The sequence below is a fragment of the Streptomyces sp. B21-105 genome (assembly GCF_036898465.1).
Lineage (GTDB): Bacteria > Actinomycetota > Actinomycetes > Streptomycetales > Streptomycetaceae > Streptomyces.
In genome coordinates this window covers 7314094-7333816 of sequence record NZ_JARUMJ010000001.1, presented here as the reverse complement: position 1 = coordinate 7333816, position 19723 = coordinate 7314094, and the positions used below count along the sequence as shown (strand labels likewise).

The following is a 19723-nucleotide window of genomic DNA, read 5'->3' as shown; positions in this document are numbered from 1 at the left end:
CGCGGGTGAGTGAGAGTCCGTTCCAGACCGAGCCGAACCCCCGTGACCGGGCACCGCAGTTCGTGCTGCCCCTCGTCGTGCAGGTGGAGAAGTCCGCTCCCCCCGCGCGCGTCGACGCCCTGGAGACCGCCGCGCGGGCCGTGCTCGTCATGCTCGGGGACGAGCGGTCCGTCGGGGACGGGGAGTGGGCTCAGGTCATGCGGGACTGGCAGGACGCCCGGATCCGCAAGGTGGTGCGGCGGGCCCGGGGGGCGGAGTGGCGGCGGGCGGCGGAGCTGCCCGGCATCACCGTCACCGGGAAGTCGGCACAGGTGCGGGTGTTCCCGCCCGTGCCGCTGGACGGCTGGCCGAAGGAGCTGGCGAAGCTCCAGGTCTCCGGAACCGAGCTCGACGACCCGCAGCCGCCCGGCGCCGTGGAGCCGGGGACTGTCGTGCTGTGGATGAGCCCCGAGGTGGACATGTCGGCGGGGAAGGCGATGGCGCAGGCCGGGCACGGCGCTCAGCTCGCCTGGTGGGAGCTGTCCGACGCGGAGCGGGCCGCATGGCGCGAGGAGGGCTTTCCGCTCGCCGTGCGGACCGCACCGCCGCGGCGCTGGTCCGAGTTGACGGCGGCCGGACTGCCGCTGGTCCGGGACGCGGGGTTCACCGAGATCGCGCCGGGCAGCTGCACGGTCGTCGCGGACCATCCGGCCCTGCGCGCCCGCTGATCCCTCGCGTTCTCCGCGCTCCCCCCCTGCCCCCCGACCCCGACCCTCCGCGCCCCCTCGCCCCCTCGCGGCCTCGCGGCCTCCACGTCGCATCGAGGCCCGGCCCCCGCCCCCCGGCGTCCTGCCGTGCCGAACCTCAAATGTTGCTCTGAAGCAGGGCCGGGCGCGGTTCGGGCGCGGACCGCGGGGTCATATCACCGTCACCGTGCAGGGGGACGAAGGAGGCGGGGGACCATGGTGCGACTGGGAACGGGGATCGGCTGGCGGCCGGAGATCGCGGACGCCGTGGAGCGCATGCAGGGCATCGACTGGGTCGAGGCCGTCGCCGAGAACGTGTGTCCCGGCCACCTGCCGGGCTCGCTGCTGCGGCTGCGCGAACGCGGGGTCACCGTGATCCCGCACGGCGTCTCGCTCGGGCTCGGCGACGCGGAGCGCCCCGGCGCGGGCCGGCTCACCGCTCTCGCCGAGCGGGCCGAGGCCCTCGGCTCCCCTATGGTCACCGAGCACATCGCGTTCGTCCGCGCGGGCGGTCCGCTGACGGCGTCCGCACGGCTGGAGGCCGGGCATCTGCTGCCCGTGCCGCGCACCCGGGACGCGCTCGACGTGCTGTGCGAGAACGTGCGCATCGCGCAGGCGGCGCTGCCCGTCCCGCTGGCCGTCGAGAACATCGCAGCGCTGGTGGCGTGGCCCGGCGAGGAGATGACCGAGGGGCAGTTCCTGTACGAGCTGGCCGACCGCACCGGGGTGCGCCTGCTCGTCGACGTGGCCAACCTGCACACCAACCACGTCAACCGGGGTGAGGATCCCGCCAAGGCGCTCGCCGAACTGCCGTTGGAGGCCATCGCCTACGTCCATGTCGCGGGCGGGTTCGAGCGGGACGGCGTCTGGCACGACAGTCACGCCCATCCGGTGCCCCGGCCGGTCCTCGACGTCCTGACCGACCTCGCGTCCAGGGTGTCGCCGCCGGGAGTGCTGTTGGAGCGGGACGAGAACTTCCCCGAACCGTCGGAGCTGAAGCGGGAGTTGGGCGCGATCCGGGAGGCTGTGGCGCTCGGCGCGGCGATGCGCGGCGCGACGGTGCACGCCGACGCGCACGTCGTGCCGAGGGCCGCGCGGACCGCCGTCCCGGCTCGGACCGGAGCTGCGGAGCGGGCCGTCACGACCGGGGCCGTCGCGGCGGGAGCCGGCGCCGCAACCGCGACCGCCACAGCCCCGACCACCGCCTCTGCCACCACTGCGACCGTCTGCGCCGAAGGTGCGCAAGCAGCCGGCGCCACGGCCGACGCCGGTGCCGGGACGCCGGAGCGGACCGCCTCCGGCGAGGCCGTCCGCCAGCGTCTCGGCCTCGCCCAGACGGCCCTGCTGTCCGCGCTGGTCGCCGGGACACCGGTTCCGGAGGGTTTCGACCGAGTGCGACTCGGCGTCCAGGCGCGAGCGTTGGCGGCGAAGCGGGCGGACGTGGTGGCGAAGGTGGCGCCGGAGCTTCCGTTGATCCTGGGAAGCGGTTACCGATCGGCTTTCGTCGCCTACGCCCAGGGTCACCCGATGCACGGCGGCTACCGTCAGGACGCCCTCGACTTCGCCGCGCAGCTCCTGCGGGAGGGCCGCCCCGCGGAGGGGCGTGCCCGCCGCGACCTGCGCCGCTGGTGGCTGGACCGCTCAGGCCCCGCCCCGCGCCCTACGTCGCGACTCGGCCTCGGGCCAGGGCTCAGGCAGGTGGGGCGGTCGCTGATCCGCCGGTGAGGCGGAATCCAACACCGCCGGGTTCGCCGCGGCCGGAGCCGACCCCGCTGAAACCGCCGATGCCTCCCACACCGTCACCCTGGGCCCCCCGCCCCCGCCCCGCCCGCCCCCGCCCCCGCCCCCGCCCCCGCCCCCGCCCCCGGGCGAACGCCCGAAGTGTGCCGGGGTTAACACCGGTCGCCGCTCGACACGGCCATCAACCGTTTACCGCCTGTTTCCCCCACTTTCACCACCCGCCCACACCCTCCGTTTCACCTGGTATGCCCGGGATCCAACTGTTCACCGGTGGACGGAAATTCACACAACCGGCGCAGTAACATTCCAGAACATCCAGTTCCACCACCGAAGCGCACTTGCGTGCAGTGCCGCAAGCAGGAGGCACCATGCGACCGCGACCCCCGGTCCAGGGCAGAGGCATCTTCAGCGGTACCGGGCTCATCATCACGTGCCTGGCCGCCACCCTCGCAGCGCTGGTCTTCCCGATCTGGTCGTACACCGACCGGGCGGACAGCGGTGTGGACCTGCTCAACGCGCAGACCGTGTCGACCCAGTACGGCCCGCTGTCCGCGCTGGACCGGGAGTTCGTCACCAAGGTCCGGCTGGCGGGACTGTGGGAGCTGCCCGCCGGCCGCGAGGCGGAGACGAAGGGCACCGCCGAGGCGGTGCGCACGGCGGGCCGGCACCTCGTCGAGGGACACGCGTTCCTGGACGAGCGGGTCCGCGCCGTCGCTTCCCAGCTGGGCCTCCCGCTTCCGAACGAACCCACCGACCAACAGCAGGGCTGGCTGAGGGAGCTGACCGCGGCCCAGGGCCGCCAGTACGACTGGCAGTTCGCCAACACCCTGCGTCTCGCGCACGGCCGGGTGTTCTCCGTCGTCGCCCAGGTACGGGCTAGCACCCGCAACTCCCTGGTCCGGGCACTCGCCGACGACGCCAACACCACCGTGCTGGACCACATCAAGGTCTTGGAGGCCACCGGGTACGTCGACTTCGACGCCCTCGCCCGGGACATGGCCGCCGACGTCACGCCGCCCCTGAGCCGCTCACCCGCCCCACCGGGTCCGACGACCGACCCCGGACCGGTCGTGCCGCTCACCACGTAGCCGTCCGCATCCCACGTACGCGCTCCCCCAGCCGCTCCCGCCGCCCGCTCCCCCTGGCCGCTTCCGCCGCCCGCGTCCAGTCCGCCGCCCCCGGCCCCAGAACCTGACTCCGGGTGAGCGGGCCCCGCCCGGATGGGGGCGCGCTGCACCAGTCGGGGGCGCACAGGGGGCATTGGCGCCGACACTCGTCACCGGTGCTTGCCTTCCCCCACCACCGCACCAAACATCCCTTCTGTCGCCGCCGTGCATCGAAGGGACCCCGATGAGAGCCGCCGCCCTCCACTCGGCCGCAGGAGCCCTGCTGCTGACCGCCCTCTCCGCCGTTCCGGCGGGCGGCGTCCCGGGCCCGGCCCCTCGACACTCCCCGGCGTCCGGCGTGGCGCTCGCCGCCGCACGGGCCGCGGCGAAGGGCGCCGCCTTCGGGGCCTGTGCCGAGGCGGAGGAGCTGCCCGCCGCGATGCAGTGCGGCACGGTCGCCGTACCACTGGACTACGCCCGTCCGGACGGCAAGCAGATCAAACTGACCGTCAGCCGGGTGCAGGCCACCCACCGGGACCCGCACAACAGCAAACACCGGGTCCCCCGGCAGGGCGCCCTGGTCTTCAACCCGGGCGGACCGGGCGGCTCGGGACTGTACTTCCCGCTGATCGGACTCCTGCCGGAGTGGAAGCGCATCGGCGCGGCCTACGACCTCGTCGGCTACGACCCGCGCGGGGTCGGCCGCTCGGCGCCCCTGTCCTGCCAGGACCCCAAGCGCTTCTTCAAAGGCCCCTCCCCCGCGCCGACGCATCCCTCGGAGTCGTACAAAAGGGAGCGCATCGCGCAGGCCAAGGCGTACGCGCGGGGCTGCGCGAAGCGGGCGGGCGGCGCGCTGCGGCACTACAACTCGCTCAACAACGCCCGCGACCTGGACGTGCTGCGGGCCGCGCTGGGCGAGGAACGGCTGACGTTCATGGGCGCGTCGTACGGCACCTACTTCGGGGCGGTCTACGCGACGCTGTTCCCCTCCCACGTGCGGCGCATGGTGTTCGACGCGGCCGTGAACCCGGACCCGGCGCAGATCTGGTACCGCAACAACCTCGACCAGTCGATGGCGTTCGAGAGCCGCTGGACGGACATCCGTGAGTGGATCGCCGCGCACGACGACGTGTACGGCCTCGGCGACACCGCGGAGGAGGTGCTGGTCAGCTATGAGCGGGCGCGGGCCCGGCTGTCCGCGGAGCCGGCCGGCGGGAAGGTCGGGCCGGGCCAGCTCCAGGGCGCGTTCCTGCAGGCCGGGTACTACGACGACTACTGGCCCGCTCGCGCGCAGGCGCTGTCGGAGTATCTGAAGGGCGACCCGAAGCAGCTGATCGCGCAGGCCGCTCCGGTGCGGGGCGCCGCGACGGAGGCGGAGAACGCGAACGCCGTGTACACGGCCGTGGAGTGCAACGACGCGCCGTGGCCGACGGACTGGAAGGTGTGGGACCGCGACAACACGCGCCTCGCGCGCGTCGCGCCGTTCGAGACCTGGGACAACGTGTGGGCGAACCTGCCCTGCGCGTACTGGCCTGCGCCCCGGCAACGGCCGCTCGATGTGCGGACGGGGCCGGGCGAGCTGCCGCCGACGCTGATCCTGGCCGCCGAACGCGACGCCGCCGCGCCTTACGACGGGGCGCTCGAGATGCACCGCCGCCTGTCGGGGTCGGTGCTGGTGACGGAGCGGGACGCCGGCACCCATGGCATCGCGGGGGGCCCCAACCGCTGCGTCAACGGGCACCTCGAGGCGTATCTGCTGGAGGGACGGCTCCCGGCCCGGCGCTCGGCCTGCGCGGCGCACGCGGAGCCGAAACCGCTCGCGTCACGATAAAGCCGTCGGACGACGGCGGGGCCGCGTGGGGCCGGTCGCGCCCACGCGGCCCCGCCGCATGCCCCACGGTCCACTTGGCGCCGCCGCCTGGCGGTACGGTCCACGTAGCCCCGCCCGCCGCACGTCGACACGGCCCAGGTGGCTCTCAGAGGGGTCAGGCCAGCCCGGCTACCAGATCTGCCACGGACTTGCGGCGGCCCGTGTAGAACGGGACCTCCTCGCGGACGTGCATACGGGCCTCCGAGGCACGCAGGTGGCGCATGAGGTCGACGATGCGGTGCAGTTCGTCGGCCTCGAAGGCCAGGATCCACTCGTAGTCGCCCAGCGAGAACGAGGCGACCGTGTTGGCGCGGACGTCCGGATAGCCGCGGGCCATCTTGCCGTGGTCGGCGAGCATGCGTCGGCGGTCCTCGTCGGGCAGCAGGTACCAGTCGTAGGAGCGTACGAAGGGGTAGACGCTCACGTAGTCGCGGGCCGTCTCGTCGGCGAGGAACGCCGGGATGTGCGAGCGGTTGAACTCGGCGGGGCGGTGCAGCGCCATGTTCGACCAGACCGGCTCGAGGGCGCGGCCCAGCTTCGTGCGGCGGAAGAGGTTGTACGCCTCCTGGAGCTGGTCGGCGGTCTCGGCGTGCCACCAGATCATGACGTCGGCGTCGGCGCGCAGACCGGACAGGTCGTACGTGCCGCGGATCGTCACGTCCTTGGCGGTGAGCTGGTCGAACAGCTCCTGGACCTCGTCGGCGAGGCCGGCGCGGTCCTCGGGAAGCGCGTCCTTCAGTTTGAAGACGGACCACAGGGTGTAGCGGATGACCTCGTTGAGGTCCTTGGCCAGCTTGCCCTTGTTCGGGATCCTGCCGGGCTCGGTGGTGGAGGCGTCGTCACTCATGGTTCTCATTCTCCCGCTCCGCCGTGCTGACTCTGCACCGGGTCGGCCGCGAGGGCCCGTACCGCGCCGAGGTCGCCGCCGAGCTGGTCGGCCGCGGCGTACGCGCTCGCGATGCAGGCCGGGATGCCCACGCCGTCGTACTGAGCGCCGCACACCGCGAGGCCGGGGAGTTTCGCGACGTGCTGGCGGATGCGGGCCACGCGCGCGTGGTGGCCCACCGGGTACTGCGGCAACCCGTCCATCCAGCGGGTGACGCGGGTTTCGACGGGCGCGGCGGCCAGACCGGTGGCCTCCCGCAGGTCGTGCCGGGACACGGCGACCAGGTCGGCGTCCTCGCGGCCGAGGATCTCCGTCTCGCCGTAGCGCCCCACCGAGGTGCGCAGGACGACCGTGCCCGGGTCCTCGTCGGCGATCCAGCCCCACTTCTGGGAGGCGAACGTGGACGCCTTGATGGTGTGTCCGTCGACGGGCGGGACGAGGAAGCCGCTCCCTTCGGGCAGGGTGGTGCCGGCACGCCGGTAGGCCAGGGTGATCAGCGCCATGGAGGCGTACTCCACCGTGCGCAGCTCGGCCGCCGCGCCGGGAACCTCGGGGGCCAGCAGTCCGGCGGCGGCCGGTGCGGGGACGGCGACGATCACAGCGTCGGCGTGCAGCACCCGCTGCCCGGCGGTGACGCGCCAGCCGCCCGCGGCATCGCGGCGCAGGCCGCTCACCGGCACGCGCGTGTGGATCTCTCCGCCGCGCGCCTCGACGGACCCGGCGACCGCGAGCGGCAGGGAACCCACGCCGCCCTCGATCCCCATGAAAACCGGCCCGGTCTGCTGGTTGGCGACGGCCTTGGCCTGGATCCCGCGGACGGCCTCCGTCAGGGAGGTGTGCTCGCGCGCCGCCTGGAAGAGCTGGGGGACGGCCGAGCGCATCGAGATCCGGTAGGCGTCCCCGGCGTACACCCCGCCGAGCAGCGGTTCGACGAGGCGGTCGACGACCTCACGGCCCAGGCGGGCGGCCACGTACTCGCCGACCGCCACGTCCTCCCCGATCTCCGTGCGGGGCAGGTCGGCGTCGCGCTCGATCCGGGCGACGCCTTCCTCGGACAGGACGCCGGACAGGGCGTCGCCCGTGCCGGGGACGCCCATGACGTGCCCCTTGGGCATGGGGCGCAGGGCGCCGCGGCTCCAGATCGACGCGCCTGCGGTGGCCGGCGGCTGCAGACGGTCGGCGAGACCCGCCTCGCGCGCGAGGGCGATCGCCTCGGGCCGACGCGCCAGCATCGACTCGGCGCCGAAGTCCACGCGCACGCCCGCGATCTCGCCGGGCAGCAGCTTGCCCCCGACCCGGTCCGACGCCTCCAGCACGGTGACCCGGGCCCCGCGCCCGAGCAGCCGGTGGGCGGCGGCCAGTCCGGCGATGCCGGCTCCCACGACGACGACGTGCTGCCCCGTGCCCGTACCCCTTGCGCTCATGTCCCCACTCTCTCAGACCGCACCGACACCGCCGCCGGGCCCCGGTGTCCTCCCCGCGTCCCGACCGTGACCTCTTCGGAACCGTTCGCCGCCAACGTCCGGGCCCGCCCGCGCGTCGAAGAGGCGTCAGTGGTCAGTCATCAGCCGTTCACACCCTCGGGGGGACACCCACCATGCGTACACGACGTTCCGCAGGACGCCCCGCGCGCCGTTCCGCACGGCCCGCCCACGCCCTGGCCGGCCTTCTGCTGGCCGCGGGCCTCACGCTCGCCGGATGCAGCGACGCGGGCGACGAGAGCGGGAGCGCCGCGTCCGACAAGGCCGCCGCAGGTGAGGCGGCCCCGCAGGACGCGGGCGCCGCCCAGGACGCCGACGCGAAGGGAGGGGCGGGCGCGAAGGAGGGGGCGGGCGCGAGCGGCTCGAAAGCCACCGCCGCGCCCAGGCCCGCCGCGAACCGCATCATCCGCACCGCCACCCTGACCGTGCAGGTCAAGGATGTCTCCAAGGCCCTCGACGAGGCGCGGACGACCACCGAGAACGCCGGCGGCTATGTCGGCGACGAGACGACCGTCCGGGACGAGGACGACGCCGAGCGGACCCGTGTGGTGCTGCGGATCCCGGTCGAGAAGTACGACGACGTGCTCGCCGCCCTCCAGGGCGCGGGCAAGCTGCTGGAGCGCACGGCGAAGGCGCAGGACGTGACCGACCAGGTCGTCGACGTCGAGAGCCGGATCGCCTCGCAGCGTGTCAGCGTCGCCCGGGTCCGCGAGCTGATGGACCGGGCCGTCAAGCTGAGCGACGTGGTCACGCTGGAGGGCGAGCTGAGCAATCGTGAGGCGGCGCTGGAGGCGCTGCTCGCCCAGCAGGCCTCTCTGAAGGACCGCACGAGCCTTGCGACCATCACCTTGACCTTGGCGGAGAAGCCGGTAGTGGAGGCCGTCGAGGACGACGACCCGGGCTTCGTGGACGCGGTGACAGGCGGCTGGGGCGCGTTCGTGACGGTGCTGCGCTGGATCGCCGTGGCGTTCGGCGCGACGCTGCCGTTCCTCGCGGCGGGTCTGCTGCTCCTGCTGGTGTGGCTGCGGCTCGTGCGGCCGCGCCGCCGGGCCGCGGAGGCGAGCTGGGCGGGGCTGAGCGTCCCGGGGCAGGCAGGTGCCGCGCAGCCCGGAGCCGGACAGGCAGGTGCCGGGCAGGCAGGTGCCGGGCAGGCAGGGGCGGGGCAGGCAGGGGCGGGGCGGGGCGAAGCCGGGGCGGGCGAGTCCGGGCAGGACTGAACTGCGCTTCCCCCGTAGCGTGTTCGTATGAGCATCGAGCGACTGGTCGTGATCGGCGGCGACGCCGCGGGCATGTCCGCGGCGTCCCGGGCCCGCCGTCTGAAGGGGCCCGAGGAGCTGGACATCGTGGCCTTCGAACGCGGGCACTTCACGTCCTACTCGGCGTGCGGCATCCCCTACTGGGTGGGCGGCGACGTGGCCGGGCGGGACGATCTCGTCGCCCGCACCCCCGAGGAGCACCGTGCGCGCGGGATCGATCTGCGGCTGCGCACCGAGGTCACCGAGATCGACGTGGCCGGACGGCGGGTACGCGCGCGTGCGGTGGATTCCGGGGCGCAGTCCTGGACGTCGTACGACAAGCTCGTCGTCGCGACCGGGGCCCGCCCGATCCGGCCGGACCTGCCCGGTGCGGACGCGGCGGGCGTGCACGGGGTGCAGACCCTGGACGACGGGCAGGCGCTGATCGACACGTTGTCCCGCGCGCGGGGTCGACGGGCCGTGGTCGTGGGGGCCGGCTACATCGGCGTGGAGATGGCCGAGGCGCTCATCAACCGCGGCTACGAGGTGACCGTCGTCAACCGGGGAAGCGAGCCGATGTCGACCCTCGATCCGGACATGGGCCGGCTGGTGCACCGGGCGATGGAGGGGATGGGCATCGCCATGGTGAACGGCGCCGAGGTCACCGAGGTGTGCACGACGCGGGACGGCCGGGTCCGGGCGGTTCGCACCGAGGACGCAGAGTATCCGGCGGACGTGGTGGTGCTGGGCATCGGCGTCCGGCCGGAGACGGCGCTCGCGCAGGCCGCCGGGCTGCCCGTGGGCGGGCACGGCGGTCTGCTCACCGACTTGGCGATGCGGGTGCGCGGCCACGAGGAGATCTGGGCCGGCGGCGACTGCGTCGAGGTCCTCGACCTGGTCTCGGGACAGGAGCGTCACATCGCCCTGGGCACCCACGCCAACAAGCACGGACAGGTCATCGGTGCCAATGTCGCAGGCGGTTACGCCACGTTTGCGGGCGTGGTCGGCACCGCCGTCAGCAAGGTCTGCGATCTGGAGATCGCCCGGACCGGACTGCGCGAAAAGGACGCACACAGGGCGGGCCTGCGTTTCGAAACGGTCACCGTCGAGTCGACCAGCCGGGCCGGTTACTACCCCGGCGCCTCCCCTATGACGGTCAAGATGCTCGCCGAGCGCAGAACGGGCCGTCTGCTGGGCGTCCAGATCGTCGGGAGGGAAGGCGCGGGCAAACGGGTCGACGTCGCGGCGGTGGCCCTGACCGCCCGGATGACGGTGGAGCAGATGACGTCCCTCGACCTGGGCTACGCGCCGCCGTTCAGCCCGGTGTGGGACCCGGTGCTGGTGGCTGCCAGGAAAGCCACGGCGAAAGTGCACGGCAGCGGACGGGAGTAGAGCGGCGCGGGCGGGTCACGCCGGAGGGCCGGCGGCCGTGCGCCCGGCGGCCTGGCGTGCCCCGCCCCCAGAACGCCTCGTGTGCGCCCGAACGGCCCCCTCCTCCCCCGCCGATGCGTTGTGGCGCACCGTTGCTCAAGCGGTTCCGGTCAGTCGCGGCAGCGCGGAGACCGCGGCGGCGGGGGGCTGCTCCGCCGGCTTCGCGTGCGCCGCCGACGCGGGCCTCGACCGCAGCCGGTTGCTGACCGCCTCGTCGAGGGTCACCGGCCGCTGCATCTGCGAAGCAAGCCGCCCGGCCTCCTGGCCCAGTCGTGCCACGTCCTCCCAGGGCAGCCGGATCACCAGCGAGATCTCCGCCTCGCCGTCGGGCGTGGCGTGCATGCCGGGGGTAACTCGGTCGTTCATCGCTGTTCCTCACGTCGTCCCCGCGACCCGCCTTCCTCGTGCCGCGAGCTGTTGCCGGTTCATACGCGGTGCCGGGAAGCGGCGTTCACCGATTCGCCGAACGGATCGGGGGCACTACTTCCTTGTGGTCATCCCCGTGCATGACGTGAACCCCGTGCGCCGCACCCCGGTGGTGACGTACGCACTGATCGCCGCGAACGTCCTCGTCTTCCTGTTCACTCCGGGCCTGTCCGGCTCCGCGGCGGGCGACAGCAGCCTGGCCCAGACATGCCATCTGCACGTCTTCCTCGACCACTGGGCGGCAGTGCCGCGCGAGTTGATCGACCATCAGCTTCCGCAGCTCGTCCCCACCGGCGAGGTGCGGGGCGCCTCCTGTCAGCTGGGCCCGCCGGACTACACCAAATCGCCGGCGCTGAGCGTGCTCACGGCGATGTTCCTGCACGGCGGCTGGCTGCACCTGCTGGGCAACATGCTGTTTCTGCTGATTTTCGGCAACAACATCGAGGACCGCATGGGGCACGTCCGCTTCGCGGTCTTCTACGTCGTCTGCGGCTATGCCGCCTCGTACGGCTTCGCCCTGCTCAACGCCGACTCCACCGATCCGCTGATCGGCGCGTCCGGCGCGATCGCGGGCGTGCTGGGCGCCTACCTGGTGCTGTATCCGAAGGCCCGGGTGTGGGTTCTGGTGCCGTTCCTGGTGTTTCTGCCGCTTCGGCTGCCGGCCTGGCTGGTGCTGGGCTTCTGGTTCGTGCTGCAGGCGGTGTACTCCTCCGGCGAGGGTGTCTCGGGCGCCGGCACCGTGGCGTACGCGGCGCACGTCGTCGGCTTCCTCGCGGGCATGCTGCTCGCCTGGCCGCTCAAACCCGGCACGCCGGCGCCGCCGGAGCCGCGCGGCCTGCTGTTCGGCAGGCGGGCGCGTCCCCGGCACACCTGGTGACCCGGCACGCCGTCAGTTCGCGGTCAGCCAGGCGTCAGCCGGCCGTCGGCCCGCGGTCAGCGCCCCGTCCGGGTGTGGACGTACTCGACGAGACGGGTCAGCGCGTCCGGGTCGGTGGAGGGCATGACGCCGTGGCCGAGGTTGAAGACATGGCCCTCGAGTCCGGCGGCCGCGTCGAGCACCTCACGGGCCTTGGCCTCCACGGCCTCGGCGCCGGCGAACAGGACCGTCGGGTCGAGGTTGCCCTGGAGCGCCTTGCCGGGGCCGACCCGGCGGGCGGCCTCGTCGAGCGGGACGCGCCAGTCGACGCCGACGACGTCCGCGCCGGCCTCGCCCATGAGCCGCAGCAGCTCACCGGTGCCCACCCCGAAGTGGATGCGCGGGACGCCGTACCCCTCGACCGCGCGGAACACCTTCGCGGAGGCGGGCAGCACGGAGCGGCGGTAGTCCTCCGGGGCGAGCGCGCCGGCCCAGGAGTCGAAGAGCTGGACGGCGCTCGCGCCCGCCTCGATCTGCACCTTGAGGAAGGCCGCCGTGATCTCGGCGAGGCGGTCCAGCAGGTCGGCCCAGAGCTCGGGGTCGCCGTACATCATCGCCTTGGCGTTCTCGTACGTGCGTGACGGCCCGCCCTCGACGAGGTAGCTCGCGAGAGTGAAAGGGGCGCCCGCGAACCCGATCAGCGGGGTGGCGCCGAGTTCGGCCGTGAGCAGTTGGATGGCCTCGGTGACGTAGGAGACGTCCTCGGGGGCGAGGTCGCGCAGCTGGGCGAGGTCGGCTCGGGTGCGGATCGGGCGTTCGACGACCGGGCCGACGCCGGGCTTGATGTCGAGGTCGATGCCGATGGCCTTGAGGGGGACGACGATGTCGCTGAAGTAGATCGCCGCGTCCACGTCGTGCCGGCGCACGGGCTGGAGGGTGATCTCGGTGACCAGCTCGGGCCGCATGCAGGACTCGAGCATCGGAACGCCCTCGCGGACCTTGCGGTACTCCGGCAGCGAGCGTCCCGCCTGCCGCATGAACCACACGGGCGTGTGCGGAACGGGCTCACGCCTGCACGCCTTCATGAAGGCGCTGTCGTAGGTCGCTGTCGGCTGCCGGCCCGCCGGGCTCTCGTTCGCACTCACGACGGCAAGTCTCGCACGGCCCCGGAGGCCGCGCGGCCGCCCCCTCGTCACTGCGCAGCCACCCCCCTCGGCACCCCGTCGCCGCCCCCTCGTCACCCCGTCGCCGTCCCGCCGTCGTCCTCTCGTCACGTGCGGGGTGCGCCCCGGGCGTGCGCGGTCCGTGCGCCTGTTCGCCCAGCGCGCACCCGTCCGCAGGCCCCGCGCGGGTGTCTTGCCCTGCGCGAAGCCCCCGTTCCCCTTAACCTTCCCCGCATGGCTGCGGCTCAGGGACGACTGTCGGACGACGCTGGCGGGATGGATGACGCGAACGAGGGGGACCGGGACGGGGGCAGGTCGGCTCCGTTGCCGTTCCGGTCCGCCGTCGACGGGCTGAGAGCGGCCCGGCTGCGGCCGCAGATCGAGATCGAGCCGACGCCGGCCCCGAAGCGGCTCGCCCCGTTCGCCCACGCTCTGGAGGCGACGGTCGTGGACGGCGAGCAGGACCTCGCCGACGGCCGGCTGGTGCTGCTGCACGATCCCGCCGGGCACGACGCCTGGCGCGGAACGTTCCGCCTGGTGACCCTCGTGCGGGCGGAGCTGGAGCCGGAGATGGCCGCCGACCCGCTGCTGCCCGAGGTGTGCTGGTCGTGGCTGACCGGCGCGCTCCAGGCGCGCGGGCTGACGTACGGGGAGCCGAGCGGGACCGTCACGCGCGCGAGTTCGCACTACTTCGGGGGGCTGGCGGAGCGTCCGGCGGCCTCGCAGATCGAGATCCGGGCGTCCTGGACGCCTCGCGAGGGCCTGGGCGGGGTCCCGGACACCGGGGCGCACCTGTCGTCCTGGTGCGATCTGCTGGCACAGGTGGCCGGACTGCCGCCGGCCGGACCGGGCGACGCGTCCGTGGTGACCCTGCCGCAGCGCCGGGGGCCGCAATCACGTTGACCATCTCTTTGTCGATACGGCCATTTTCGATCCCGTCTGACACCCACTTAAACCGATTCGATCTTCGGATGATCGATCGCGTGTCCGAATTGCACAGATTGTTACTCACTAGATCGTGATCATTCTCTAAAGGACCCCGGGTCCGCTGCCGAAGACGACTGTGACCCTGAAAGCACGGTTCGTCCCGGCTTCCTCCCCACGAGCCCCCCACGAACCGGCTCCCGTCCCCCATCCAGGAGGCCTGGTGTCCGTTCTCCTCGAGCAGCCCGCAAGCCTGGTCGCCTACCGCCCGAACAAGCCCACCGCCATGGTGGTCGTGGCCGACCCGCGCGTCCGCTCCACCGTCACCCGTCACCTGTGGGCGCTCGGTGTGCGCGACGTCATCGAGGCCTCGTCCGTCGCGGAGGCTCGTCCCCGCATCGGCAACCCCCGCGACATCTGCGTCGCCGACGTCCACCTGCCCGACGGCTCCGGACTCACCCTGCTGTCGGAGACCCGTGCCGCGGGCTGGCCCAACGGCCTCGCCCTCTCCGCCGCCGACGACATCGGCGCGGTGCGCAACGCCCTCGCCGGCGGCGTCAAGGGCTACGTGGTCACCGGCACCCGCACCAACCTCGGCCTGCCGGGCCGTCCCGGCGCCGCCCCCATGGGCTCGGCCGCCCGTCTGCACCGCCGCCCCCCGGGTGCCCCGAGCCACCCGGGCGGCTACCGCGAGCTCTCCGGCCGTGAGGTCGAGGTGCTGCGGCTGGTCGCGGAGGGTCAGTCGAACAAGGCCATCGGCGTCTCGATGGGCCTGTCCGCGCTGACCGTCAAGAGCCACCTCGCCCGGATCGCCCGCAAGCTCGGCACGGGCGACCGCGCCGGCATGGTCGCGGTGGCCCTGCGGACCGGCATCATCCACTGAGACCGGGGTCCGACCCCGGCGTCCCGGACTCCTCCACCACCACGACCACCAGGACCGCCAGGACCGCCGCGACCCACCAGGACCACCGCGACACCGGGACCACGACGAGCGCCGCTCCGTCCCCACCGGCCCCTCCTGTTCGCTCCCCGCCAGGGCCCGCCGTCCGCTCCCCGCCGTGGTTCGCCCTTCCCCGCCGTTCCCCACCCTTCCCACTGTTCCCCGCCGTTCCCCCGGCCTGACCGGTTTACGACCCTGCGCCGCCCGCCGACGGAACGTTCCGTCGGCGGGCGGCGTCGATACACGGATACCCTTGACAGGTGACCGACGCCCAAGAAACCGCAGCAGCCAGTTCACTGCGAACCACCGGAGGCGCCCCTCCGGACGAAGGTGGATCCACTGCTTCCGGGGCGCCGACACCTCTGCTCGAGCCGCGCGAGGGCATCCCGCCCGTGATCGCCGACGAGGCCTCCCTCGCCGCGGCCGTCGCCGCCTTCGCCGCCGGCTCCGGTCCGGTCGCCGTCGACGCCGAACGCGCCTCCGGCTACCGCTACGGGCAGCGCGCCTATCTGGTGCAGCTGCGCCGCGAGGGCGCGGGCAGCGCGCTGATCGACCCGGTGGCATGTCCCGACCTCTCCGCGCTCGGAGCGGCGCTGTCCGACGCCGAATGGGTACTGCACGCGGCCACCCAGGACCTGCCGTGCCTGCGGGAGATAGGCATGGTGCCGACGCGGCTGTTCGACACCGAGCTGGCCGGACGGCTCGCCGGGTTCCCGCGGGTCGGCCTCGGCGCGATGGTGGAGGGCGTCCTGGGCTACGTCCTCGAGAAGGGCCACTCCGCGGTGGACTGGTCGACCCGGCCGCTGCCCGAGCCCTGGCTGCGCTACGCCGCCCTCGACGTGGAGCTCCTGGTCGACCTGCGCGACGCCCTGGAGAAGGAGCTGGACCGGCAGGGCAAGCTCGACTGGGCGCACCAGGAGTTCGACGCGATCGCCTCCGCCCCGCCGCCCGAGCCCCGTAAGGACCCCTGGCGGCGTACGTCCGGCATGCACAAGGTGCGCCGACGGCGGCAGCTGGGCGTCGTGCGGGAGCTGTGGGAGACCCGGGACCGGATCGCACGGCGGCGTGACGTGTCACCGGGCAAGGTGCTGTCGGACGCGGCCATCGTGGAGGCCGCGCTCTCCCTCCCGGCGAACGCGCACGCGCTGGCCGCGCTGACCGGGTTCGGGCACCGGATGGGGCGGCGGCAGCTGGAGCAGTGGCAGGCGGCGGTCGACCGGGCGAAGGCGCTGAGCGAGTCGCAGCTCCCACAACCGGGACAACCGGTGACGGGGCCTCCCCCGCCGCGCGCCTGGGCCGACAAGGACCCCGCGGCCGCCGCGCGGCTCAGCACGGCGCGGTCGGCGGTCTCGGCGCTGGCCGAGGAGCTGAACATGCCGCAGGAGAACCTCATCTCGCCGGACGCCGTACGGCGGGTCTGCTGGGAGCCCCCGGCGGCCGACCCGGAAGCGGTGACGACGGCGCTTGCCGGGTACGGGGCGCGTCGCTGGCAGGTGGAACAGGTCGCGCCGGTGCTGGCCACGGCGCTGTCGGACAAGGGCGAGTGACCGCGGCGGCGCCCGGCGGCGCCGTACGCGCCCTGCGGGGGCACGACGGCCGGCCGGTACAGGCGCCCGGCCTGCGGCCTGTCCAGCTTCAGCTCCAGCTCCAGCTCCAGCTCCAGTCGGCGGAATGGCCTGCCGCCCGTCCTGCTGCCCGCTCTACCGCCCGCGCCGCCGCCTGTCCTGCCGCCTGTCCTGCCGCCGGGGGGCAGGTCACCTCGTCGCTCCTCTCGTGAAACCGTTGTAGATGTATTTCTGAAGGGCGAGGAAGACGATCAGGGTCGGCAGGATGACGAGCACCGCTCCTGCCGAGATCGTTTCCCAGTGGGCGGAGTAGGGGCCCTTGAAGCGGAACAGCGACGTCGAGATCACGCCAAGATCCTGTGACGGCATGTAGAGGAAAGGGATGTAGAAGTCGTTGTAGACGGCGATTCCCTTCACGATCACGACCGTCGCGATCGCCGGTTTCAGCAACGGAAAGATGATCTTTCGGTAGATCGTGAACGCGTTGGCGCCGTCGAGGCGGGCCGCCTCGTCCAGGGAGATCGGGATCGATCGCACGAACTGCAGGAAAATGTAGATCGAAACGATGTCCGTGCCCATGTAGAGCGCGATCGGCGCCCAGCGGGTGTCGAACATGCCGAGGCTGTGGACGATCTGGAACGTGGCCACCTGGGTGGTCACCCCGGGGACCAGCGCGGCGACCAGGAACAGGGCGATCACCAGTTTCCGGAAACGGAAGGTGAAACGGTCGATCGCATACGCCGTCATCGAACCGATGAGAACGGTTCCGCCGACGGAGACCAGCAGAATGAAGGCGGTGTTACCGAACGCGGTGAGCATCCCGCCGTCCTGGAACGCCGTCACGTAGTTGTCGAAGTTCAGCGGATCGTCGGGGAACGTGAGGGCTCCGCTGCCGGCCGCCGTCTCGTTCTCGGTCTTCAGTGACGTCAGCACGACGACGCCCAACGGGAGCAGCACGACCAGCGTCGCGGCGATCAGCGACAGGTACACGAGGGTGCGGGCAACGGCTCGGCGCGTCATACGAGGTCCACCCTGTCGTCGGGGACGAGGCGTCGCTGCACCCAGGTGACCAGCAGGATGATCAGCAGCAGCACCACGGCCGCCGCCGAGGCGAGCCCCGTCTTGTTGAACTGGAAGGCCAGCTTCACGGTCTGGATCACGAAGGTCTCGGTGCCGGTCGCCCCACCGGTCATGATGTACGGGATCTCGAAGGCCGACAGCGAGCCGGAGACGGAGAGGATCACCGTCAGGGTCAGCACCGGCTTGATGCCGGGCAGGATGACATAGCGGAACTGGTGCCACCGGCCCGCGCCGTCCAGTTCGGCCGCCTCGTACAGCTCCCCCGGGATGGACTGGATCGCGCCGAGGAACAGCACGAAGTTCATGCCCAGGTAGCGCCAGATCGAGACGCCGGCGAGCGAGACGTTCGCCGAGGCGGGCGTGCCCAGCCAGGCGCGGTCGCTGTGGTGGCCGAAGAGGCCCAGCACCGTGTCGAGGGTCCCGCCGTCCTGGAAGAAGTAGAGGAAGACGAAACCGATGGCCACGCCGTTCACCAGGGACGGGAAGAAGAGCACGCCCTTGAAGAAGTTCCGGAAACGGATGCTGAAACTCAGGATCGTCGCGAAGTACAGCGCGGCGACGATCTGGATCACCGAGGCGGCCAGGTAGTAACCGCTCACCCAGAACACCTGGAAGAGGTCCTCCCGGGTGAAGATCTCCGCGTAGTTCTCCGCGCCCGTGTAGTGCAGTTCGGGACTCACGCCGTCCCAGTCGGTGAAGCTGTACGCGACCATGTTGACGATCGGCGCGTAGGTGAAGGTGATCAGCAGGGCGAGCGGGGCGAGCAGGAACAGCCAGGGGGTCAGCAGCCGCCAGGTGCGCTCCCGGCGCGGGGCCGGTGACGGGGCGGCGCGCCCCGAGGCCGACGGCACGGCCTCGGCGGCGGCCTTCCCGACGCCCCGTGCCGGGGTGTGGGTGCCCGCGTGGGTCATCGGTCGCCCACGTTCGCCTGTGTCTTCGTCCACTTCTCGCCGAGCCCGGAGAGGAAGTCGTCCAGGCTGCCCTTCTTCGCGCCGCGCGCGAGGTCGACCAGGTCCTGGCGGTACTCGGGCTTGAAGATGCCGACCTCGGACTGGTCGTCGATCAGCTTGACCTTCGCGCCCGCGGAGTCGTCCAGTTCGATGAGCTTGACGCCCGCCTCCTCGTACGGCTTCAGGACATCGGGCATGGCCGCGTTCTTGAGCGGGGAGATGGCCAGGTTGTCCTTGTCGTAGCCGGACTTGTCGGTAAACCAGTCGATCCAGGCGCGGGCCGCCTCCTTGTGCTGGGAGTGCACGTTGACGGCCTGGTGGTAGTCGGGGCCGACGGTTGCGCAGTACGCGCCGTCCGTCTGCGCGGGAAACGGCATGAAACCGACGTCGTCCGGGTTCACGCCGGCCTTCTTCGCAGCGTCCTGGAACTGGATGATGGCCCAGGTGCCGAGCCACTGCGTGGCGATCTCGCCCTTGGCCGTGCGGGGCTTGGACTCCTCCCAGTTGCTGGTGGTCGGGTCCTTCTCGGCGAGGCCCTGTTTGACGATGTCGTACAGCAGCGTGTCTCCGACGCGCAGGTCGGAGCCCTGCGCCCAGGGGTCGCCCTCGGCCAGCTTCGCGGTCGCCTGCGGGTCGCAGTGCACCGCGCCGTCGACATAGGTCCACGAGGTGAGCGGCCACTGCGCGGCGAAGTTGGTGTAGTACGGCACCGCGTCGGTCTTCGCCTTGATCGCCTTGAGACCGGTCAGGAACTCGGCCGGGGTGGTGGGCCATGCGGTGACGCCGGCCTCTTTCCAGATCCGTTTGTTGTAGACGAAGCCGGGCATCACGCCGACCGGGCTCTGGCCGTAGACCTTGCCGTCGACGGTGGTGAAATCGGTGAAACGGTATTTCTTGCTGCGCTCGGCGGCGGTGCCGAGCGAGGCGAAGAACTTCGGGTAGTCGTTCTTCTTGATGACCGCGGGGATCAGCAGGACGTCGCCGTAGTCGTCCGTGTTCATGCGGATCTTGATCTCGGCCTCGTAGTTGGTGAGGGCCTGGAACTCCACCTTGACCTTGGGGTAGGTCTTGTTGAACTCGGCGGCGTACTTCTTCATCGTGCCGTCCTGCACCAGGTCGGTCCGCACGGTGAGGACCGTGATGGATCCGCTGACCTTGGCCGGGTCGTCGGGCGCCTTGGCGTCCGCGCCCTTCGTGTTTCCGGCGGTGCCGGTGCAGCCGGGGAGCAGCAGGGCGGCCGCGGCGGCCGCGGCGAGGACGTGGGTGGTGCGGCGGTTCATGTGCATCACTTCCGTTCGTGGGACGGATGAGCACGTGCGGGTGGATCGAGAACAAGCGGGTTGGC

At 72.3% G+C, this 19723-nt stretch carries 17 protein-coding genes; 10 read left to right on the top strand and 7 right to left on the bottom strand.

The genetic code is table 11. From position 1 onward, the window contains the following. Nucleotides 1–5: 5 nt before the first annotated feature. The 4 genes from QA802_RS32895 (at nucleotide 6) to QA802_RS32880 (ending at nucleotide 5402) form a co-directional block, all read left to right on the top strand. The gene (locus QA802_RS32895; RefSeq protein WP_334530402.1) at nucleotides 6–707 is read left to right on the top strand and encodes a peptidyl-tRNA hydrolase; all 702 of its coding nucleotides are present in this window, start codon (nucleotides 6–8) and stop codon (nucleotides 705–707) included. A gap of 234 nt (nucleotides 708–941) precedes the next feature. Next, entirely contained in the window at nucleotides 942–2450 is a 1509-nt protein-coding gene (locus QA802_RS32890; protein ID WP_334530400.1) for an MbnB/TglH/ChrH family RiPP precursor modification enzyme, read from the top strand. A gap of 383 nt (nucleotides 2451–2833) precedes the next feature. Continuing rightward, a complete protein-coding gene (locus tag QA802_RS32885; RefSeq protein WP_334530397.1) occupies nucleotides 2834–3553 on the top strand; it encodes a DUF4142 domain-containing protein in 720 nt (239 codons plus the stop codon). Nucleotides 3554–3815: 262 nt separating this feature from the next. Then, nucleotides 3816–5402, top strand: coding sequence for an alpha/beta hydrolase (locus tag QA802_RS32880; protein WP_334530394.1), 1587 nt, complete (start codon nucleotides 3816–3818; stop codon nucleotides 5400–5402). 154 nt (nucleotides 5403–5556) lie between these two features. On the opposite strand, the gene hemQ is transcribed toward QA802_RS32880, so the two are convergent. Next, a complete protein-coding gene (gene hemQ / locus QA802_RS32875; RefSeq protein ID WP_334530391.1) occupies nucleotides 5557–6288 on the bottom strand; it encodes a hydrogen peroxide-dependent heme synthase in 732 nt (243 codons plus the stop codon). A 5-nt stretch (nucleotides 6289–6293) separates the two neighbouring features. Further along, on the bottom strand, nucleotides 6294–7751 hold the full coding sequence (gene hemG / locus QA802_RS32870) for a protoporphyrinogen oxidase (RefSeq protein ID WP_334530388.1): 1458 nt from the start codon (nucleotides 7749–7751) through the stop codon (nucleotides 6294–6296). A gap of 173 nt (nucleotides 7752–7924) precedes the next feature. Here hemG and QA802_RS32865 point away from each other — a divergent pair, with 173 nt between their 5' ends. Further along, nucleotides 7925–9025 (top strand): DUF4349 domain-containing protein, encoded by a 1101-nt coding sequence (locus QA802_RS32865; protein WP_334530385.1) that lies wholly within the window; start codon nucleotides 7925–7927, stop codon nucleotides 9023–9025. A gap of 27 nt (nucleotides 9026–9052) precedes the next feature. Then, nucleotides 9053–10435, top strand: a complete 1383-nt coding sequence (locus QA802_RS32860; protein ID WP_334530382.1) for an FAD-dependent oxidoreductase — start codon at nucleotides 9053–9055, stop codon at nucleotides 10433–10435. Nucleotides 10436–10570: 135 nt separating this feature from the next. Here QA802_RS32860 and QA802_RS32855 read toward each other — a convergent pair whose 3' ends face one another. Then, nucleotides 10571–10840 carry a hypothetical protein gene (locus QA802_RS32855; protein ID WP_319169566.1) on the bottom strand — a complete coding sequence of 90 codons (270 nt, stop codon included), beginning with the start codon at nucleotides 10838–10840 and terminating at the stop codon, nucleotides 10571–10573. Between the two features lie 124 nt (nucleotides 10841–10964). Here QA802_RS32855 and QA802_RS32850 point away from each other — a divergent pair, with 124 nt between their 5' ends. Then, nucleotides 10965–11777 (top strand): rhomboid family intramembrane serine protease, encoded by an 813-nt coding sequence (locus QA802_RS32850; protein ID WP_334530378.1) that lies wholly within the window; start codon nucleotides 10965–10967, stop codon nucleotides 11775–11777. 56 nt (nucleotides 11778–11833) lie between these two features. Here the strand turns inward: QA802_RS32850 and hemE are convergent, their stop codons facing one another. After that, nucleotides 11834–12901 (bottom strand): uroporphyrinogen decarboxylase, encoded by a 1068-nt coding sequence (hemE, locus tag QA802_RS32845; protein ID WP_334530375.1) that lies wholly within the window; start codon nucleotides 12899–12901, stop codon nucleotides 11834–11836. 294 nt (nucleotides 12902–13195) lie between these two features. On the opposite strand from hemE, the gene QA802_RS32840 reads away from it, so the two are divergent. From QA802_RS32840 to QA802_RS32830, 3 genes are all read left to right on the top strand, one after another. Next, on the top strand, nucleotides 13196–13822 hold the full coding sequence (locus QA802_RS32840; RefSeq protein ID WP_443042209.1) for a DUF3000 domain-containing protein: 627 nt from the start codon (nucleotides 13196–13198) through the stop codon (nucleotides 13820–13822). Between the two features lie 244 nt (nucleotides 13823–14066). Beyond that, nucleotides 14067–14726, top strand: coding sequence for a helix-turn-helix transcriptional regulator (locus tag QA802_RS32835; RefSeq protein ID WP_107446175.1), 660 nt, complete (start codon nucleotides 14067–14069; stop codon nucleotides 14724–14726). Between the two features lie 317 nt (nucleotides 14727–15043). Next, nucleotides 15044–16330, top strand: coding sequence for a ribonuclease D (locus QA802_RS32830; protein ID WP_334530366.1), 1287 nt, complete (start codon nucleotides 15044–15046; stop codon nucleotides 16328–16330). 207 nt (nucleotides 16331–16537) lie between these two features. Here the strand turns inward: QA802_RS32830 and QA802_RS32825 are convergent, their stop codons facing one another. Genes QA802_RS32825 through QA802_RS32815 form a run of 3 tightly spaced genes read right to left on the bottom strand, consistent with a single transcriptional unit; the run spans nucleotide 16538 to nucleotide 19658 of the window. Next, the gene (locus QA802_RS32825) at nucleotides 16538–17368 is read right to left on the bottom strand and encodes a carbohydrate ABC transporter permease (RefSeq protein ID WP_334530363.1); all 831 of its coding nucleotides are present in this window, start codon (nucleotides 17366–17368) and stop codon (nucleotides 16538–16540) included. Beyond that, complete coding sequence (locus QA802_RS32820; RefSeq protein WP_334530360.1) at nucleotides 17365–18339, bottom strand: carbohydrate ABC transporter permease; 975 nt, start codon at nucleotides 18337–18339, stop codon at nucleotides 17365–17367. Before QA802_RS32820 ends, QA802_RS32825 begins: the two co-directional genes overlap by 4 nt. Continuing rightward, a complete protein-coding gene (locus QA802_RS32815; protein WP_334530357.1) occupies nucleotides 18336–19658 on the bottom strand; it encodes an extracellular solute-binding protein in 1323 nt (440 codons plus the stop codon). Before QA802_RS32815 ends, QA802_RS32820 begins: the two co-directional genes overlap by 4 nt. Nucleotides 19659–19723: the final 65 nt, after the last annotated feature.

Excerpts from the sequence above, each read along its gene's own strand:
- QA802_RS32890 (WP_334530400.1), top strand. The coding sequence starts at position 942 with ATGGTGCGACTGGGAACGGGGATCGGCTGGCGGCCGGAGATCGCGGAC.
- QA802_RS32885 (WP_334530397.1), top strand. The coding sequence starts at position 2,834 with ATGCGACCGCGACCCCCGGTCCAGGGCAGAGGCATCTTCAGCGGTACC.
- QA802_RS32880 (WP_334530394.1), top strand. The coding sequence starts at position 3,816 with ATGAGAGCCGCCGCCCTCCACTCGGCCGCAGGAGCCCTGCTGCTGACC.
- hemQ (WP_334530391.1), bottom strand. The coding sequence starts at position 6,288 with ATGAGTGACGACGCCTCCACCACCGAGCCCGGCAGGATCCCGAACAAG.
- hemG (WP_334530388.1), bottom strand. The coding sequence starts at position 7,751 with ATGAGCGCAAGGGGTACGGGCACGGGGCAGCACGTCGTCGTCGTGGGA.
- QA802_RS32865 (WP_334530385.1), top strand. The coding sequence starts at position 7,925 with ATGCGTACACGACGTTCCGCAGGACGCCCCGCGCGCCGTTCCGCACGG.
- QA802_RS32860 (WP_334530382.1), top strand. The coding sequence starts at position 9,053 with ATGAGCATCGAGCGACTGGTCGTGATCGGCGGCGACGCCGCGGGCATG.
- QA802_RS32855 (WP_319169566.1), bottom strand. The coding sequence starts at position 10,840 with ATGAACGACCGAGTTACCCCCGGCATGCACGCCACGCCCGACGGCGAG.
- QA802_RS32840 (WP_443042209.1), top strand. The coding sequence starts at position 13,196 with ATGGATGACGCGAACGAGGGGGACCGGGACGGGGGCAGGTCGGCTCCG.
- QA802_RS32825 (WP_334530363.1), bottom strand. The coding sequence starts at position 17,368 with ATGACGCGCCGAGCCGTTGCCCGCACCCTCGTGTACCTGTCGCTGATC.
- QA802_RS32820 (WP_334530360.1), bottom strand. The coding sequence starts at position 18,339 with ATGACCCACGCGGGCACCCACACCCCGGCACGGGGCGTCGGGAAGGCC.
- QA802_RS32815 (WP_334530357.1), bottom strand. The coding sequence starts at position 19,658 with ATGAACCGCCGCACCACCCACGTCCTCGCCGCGGCCGCCGCGGCCGCC.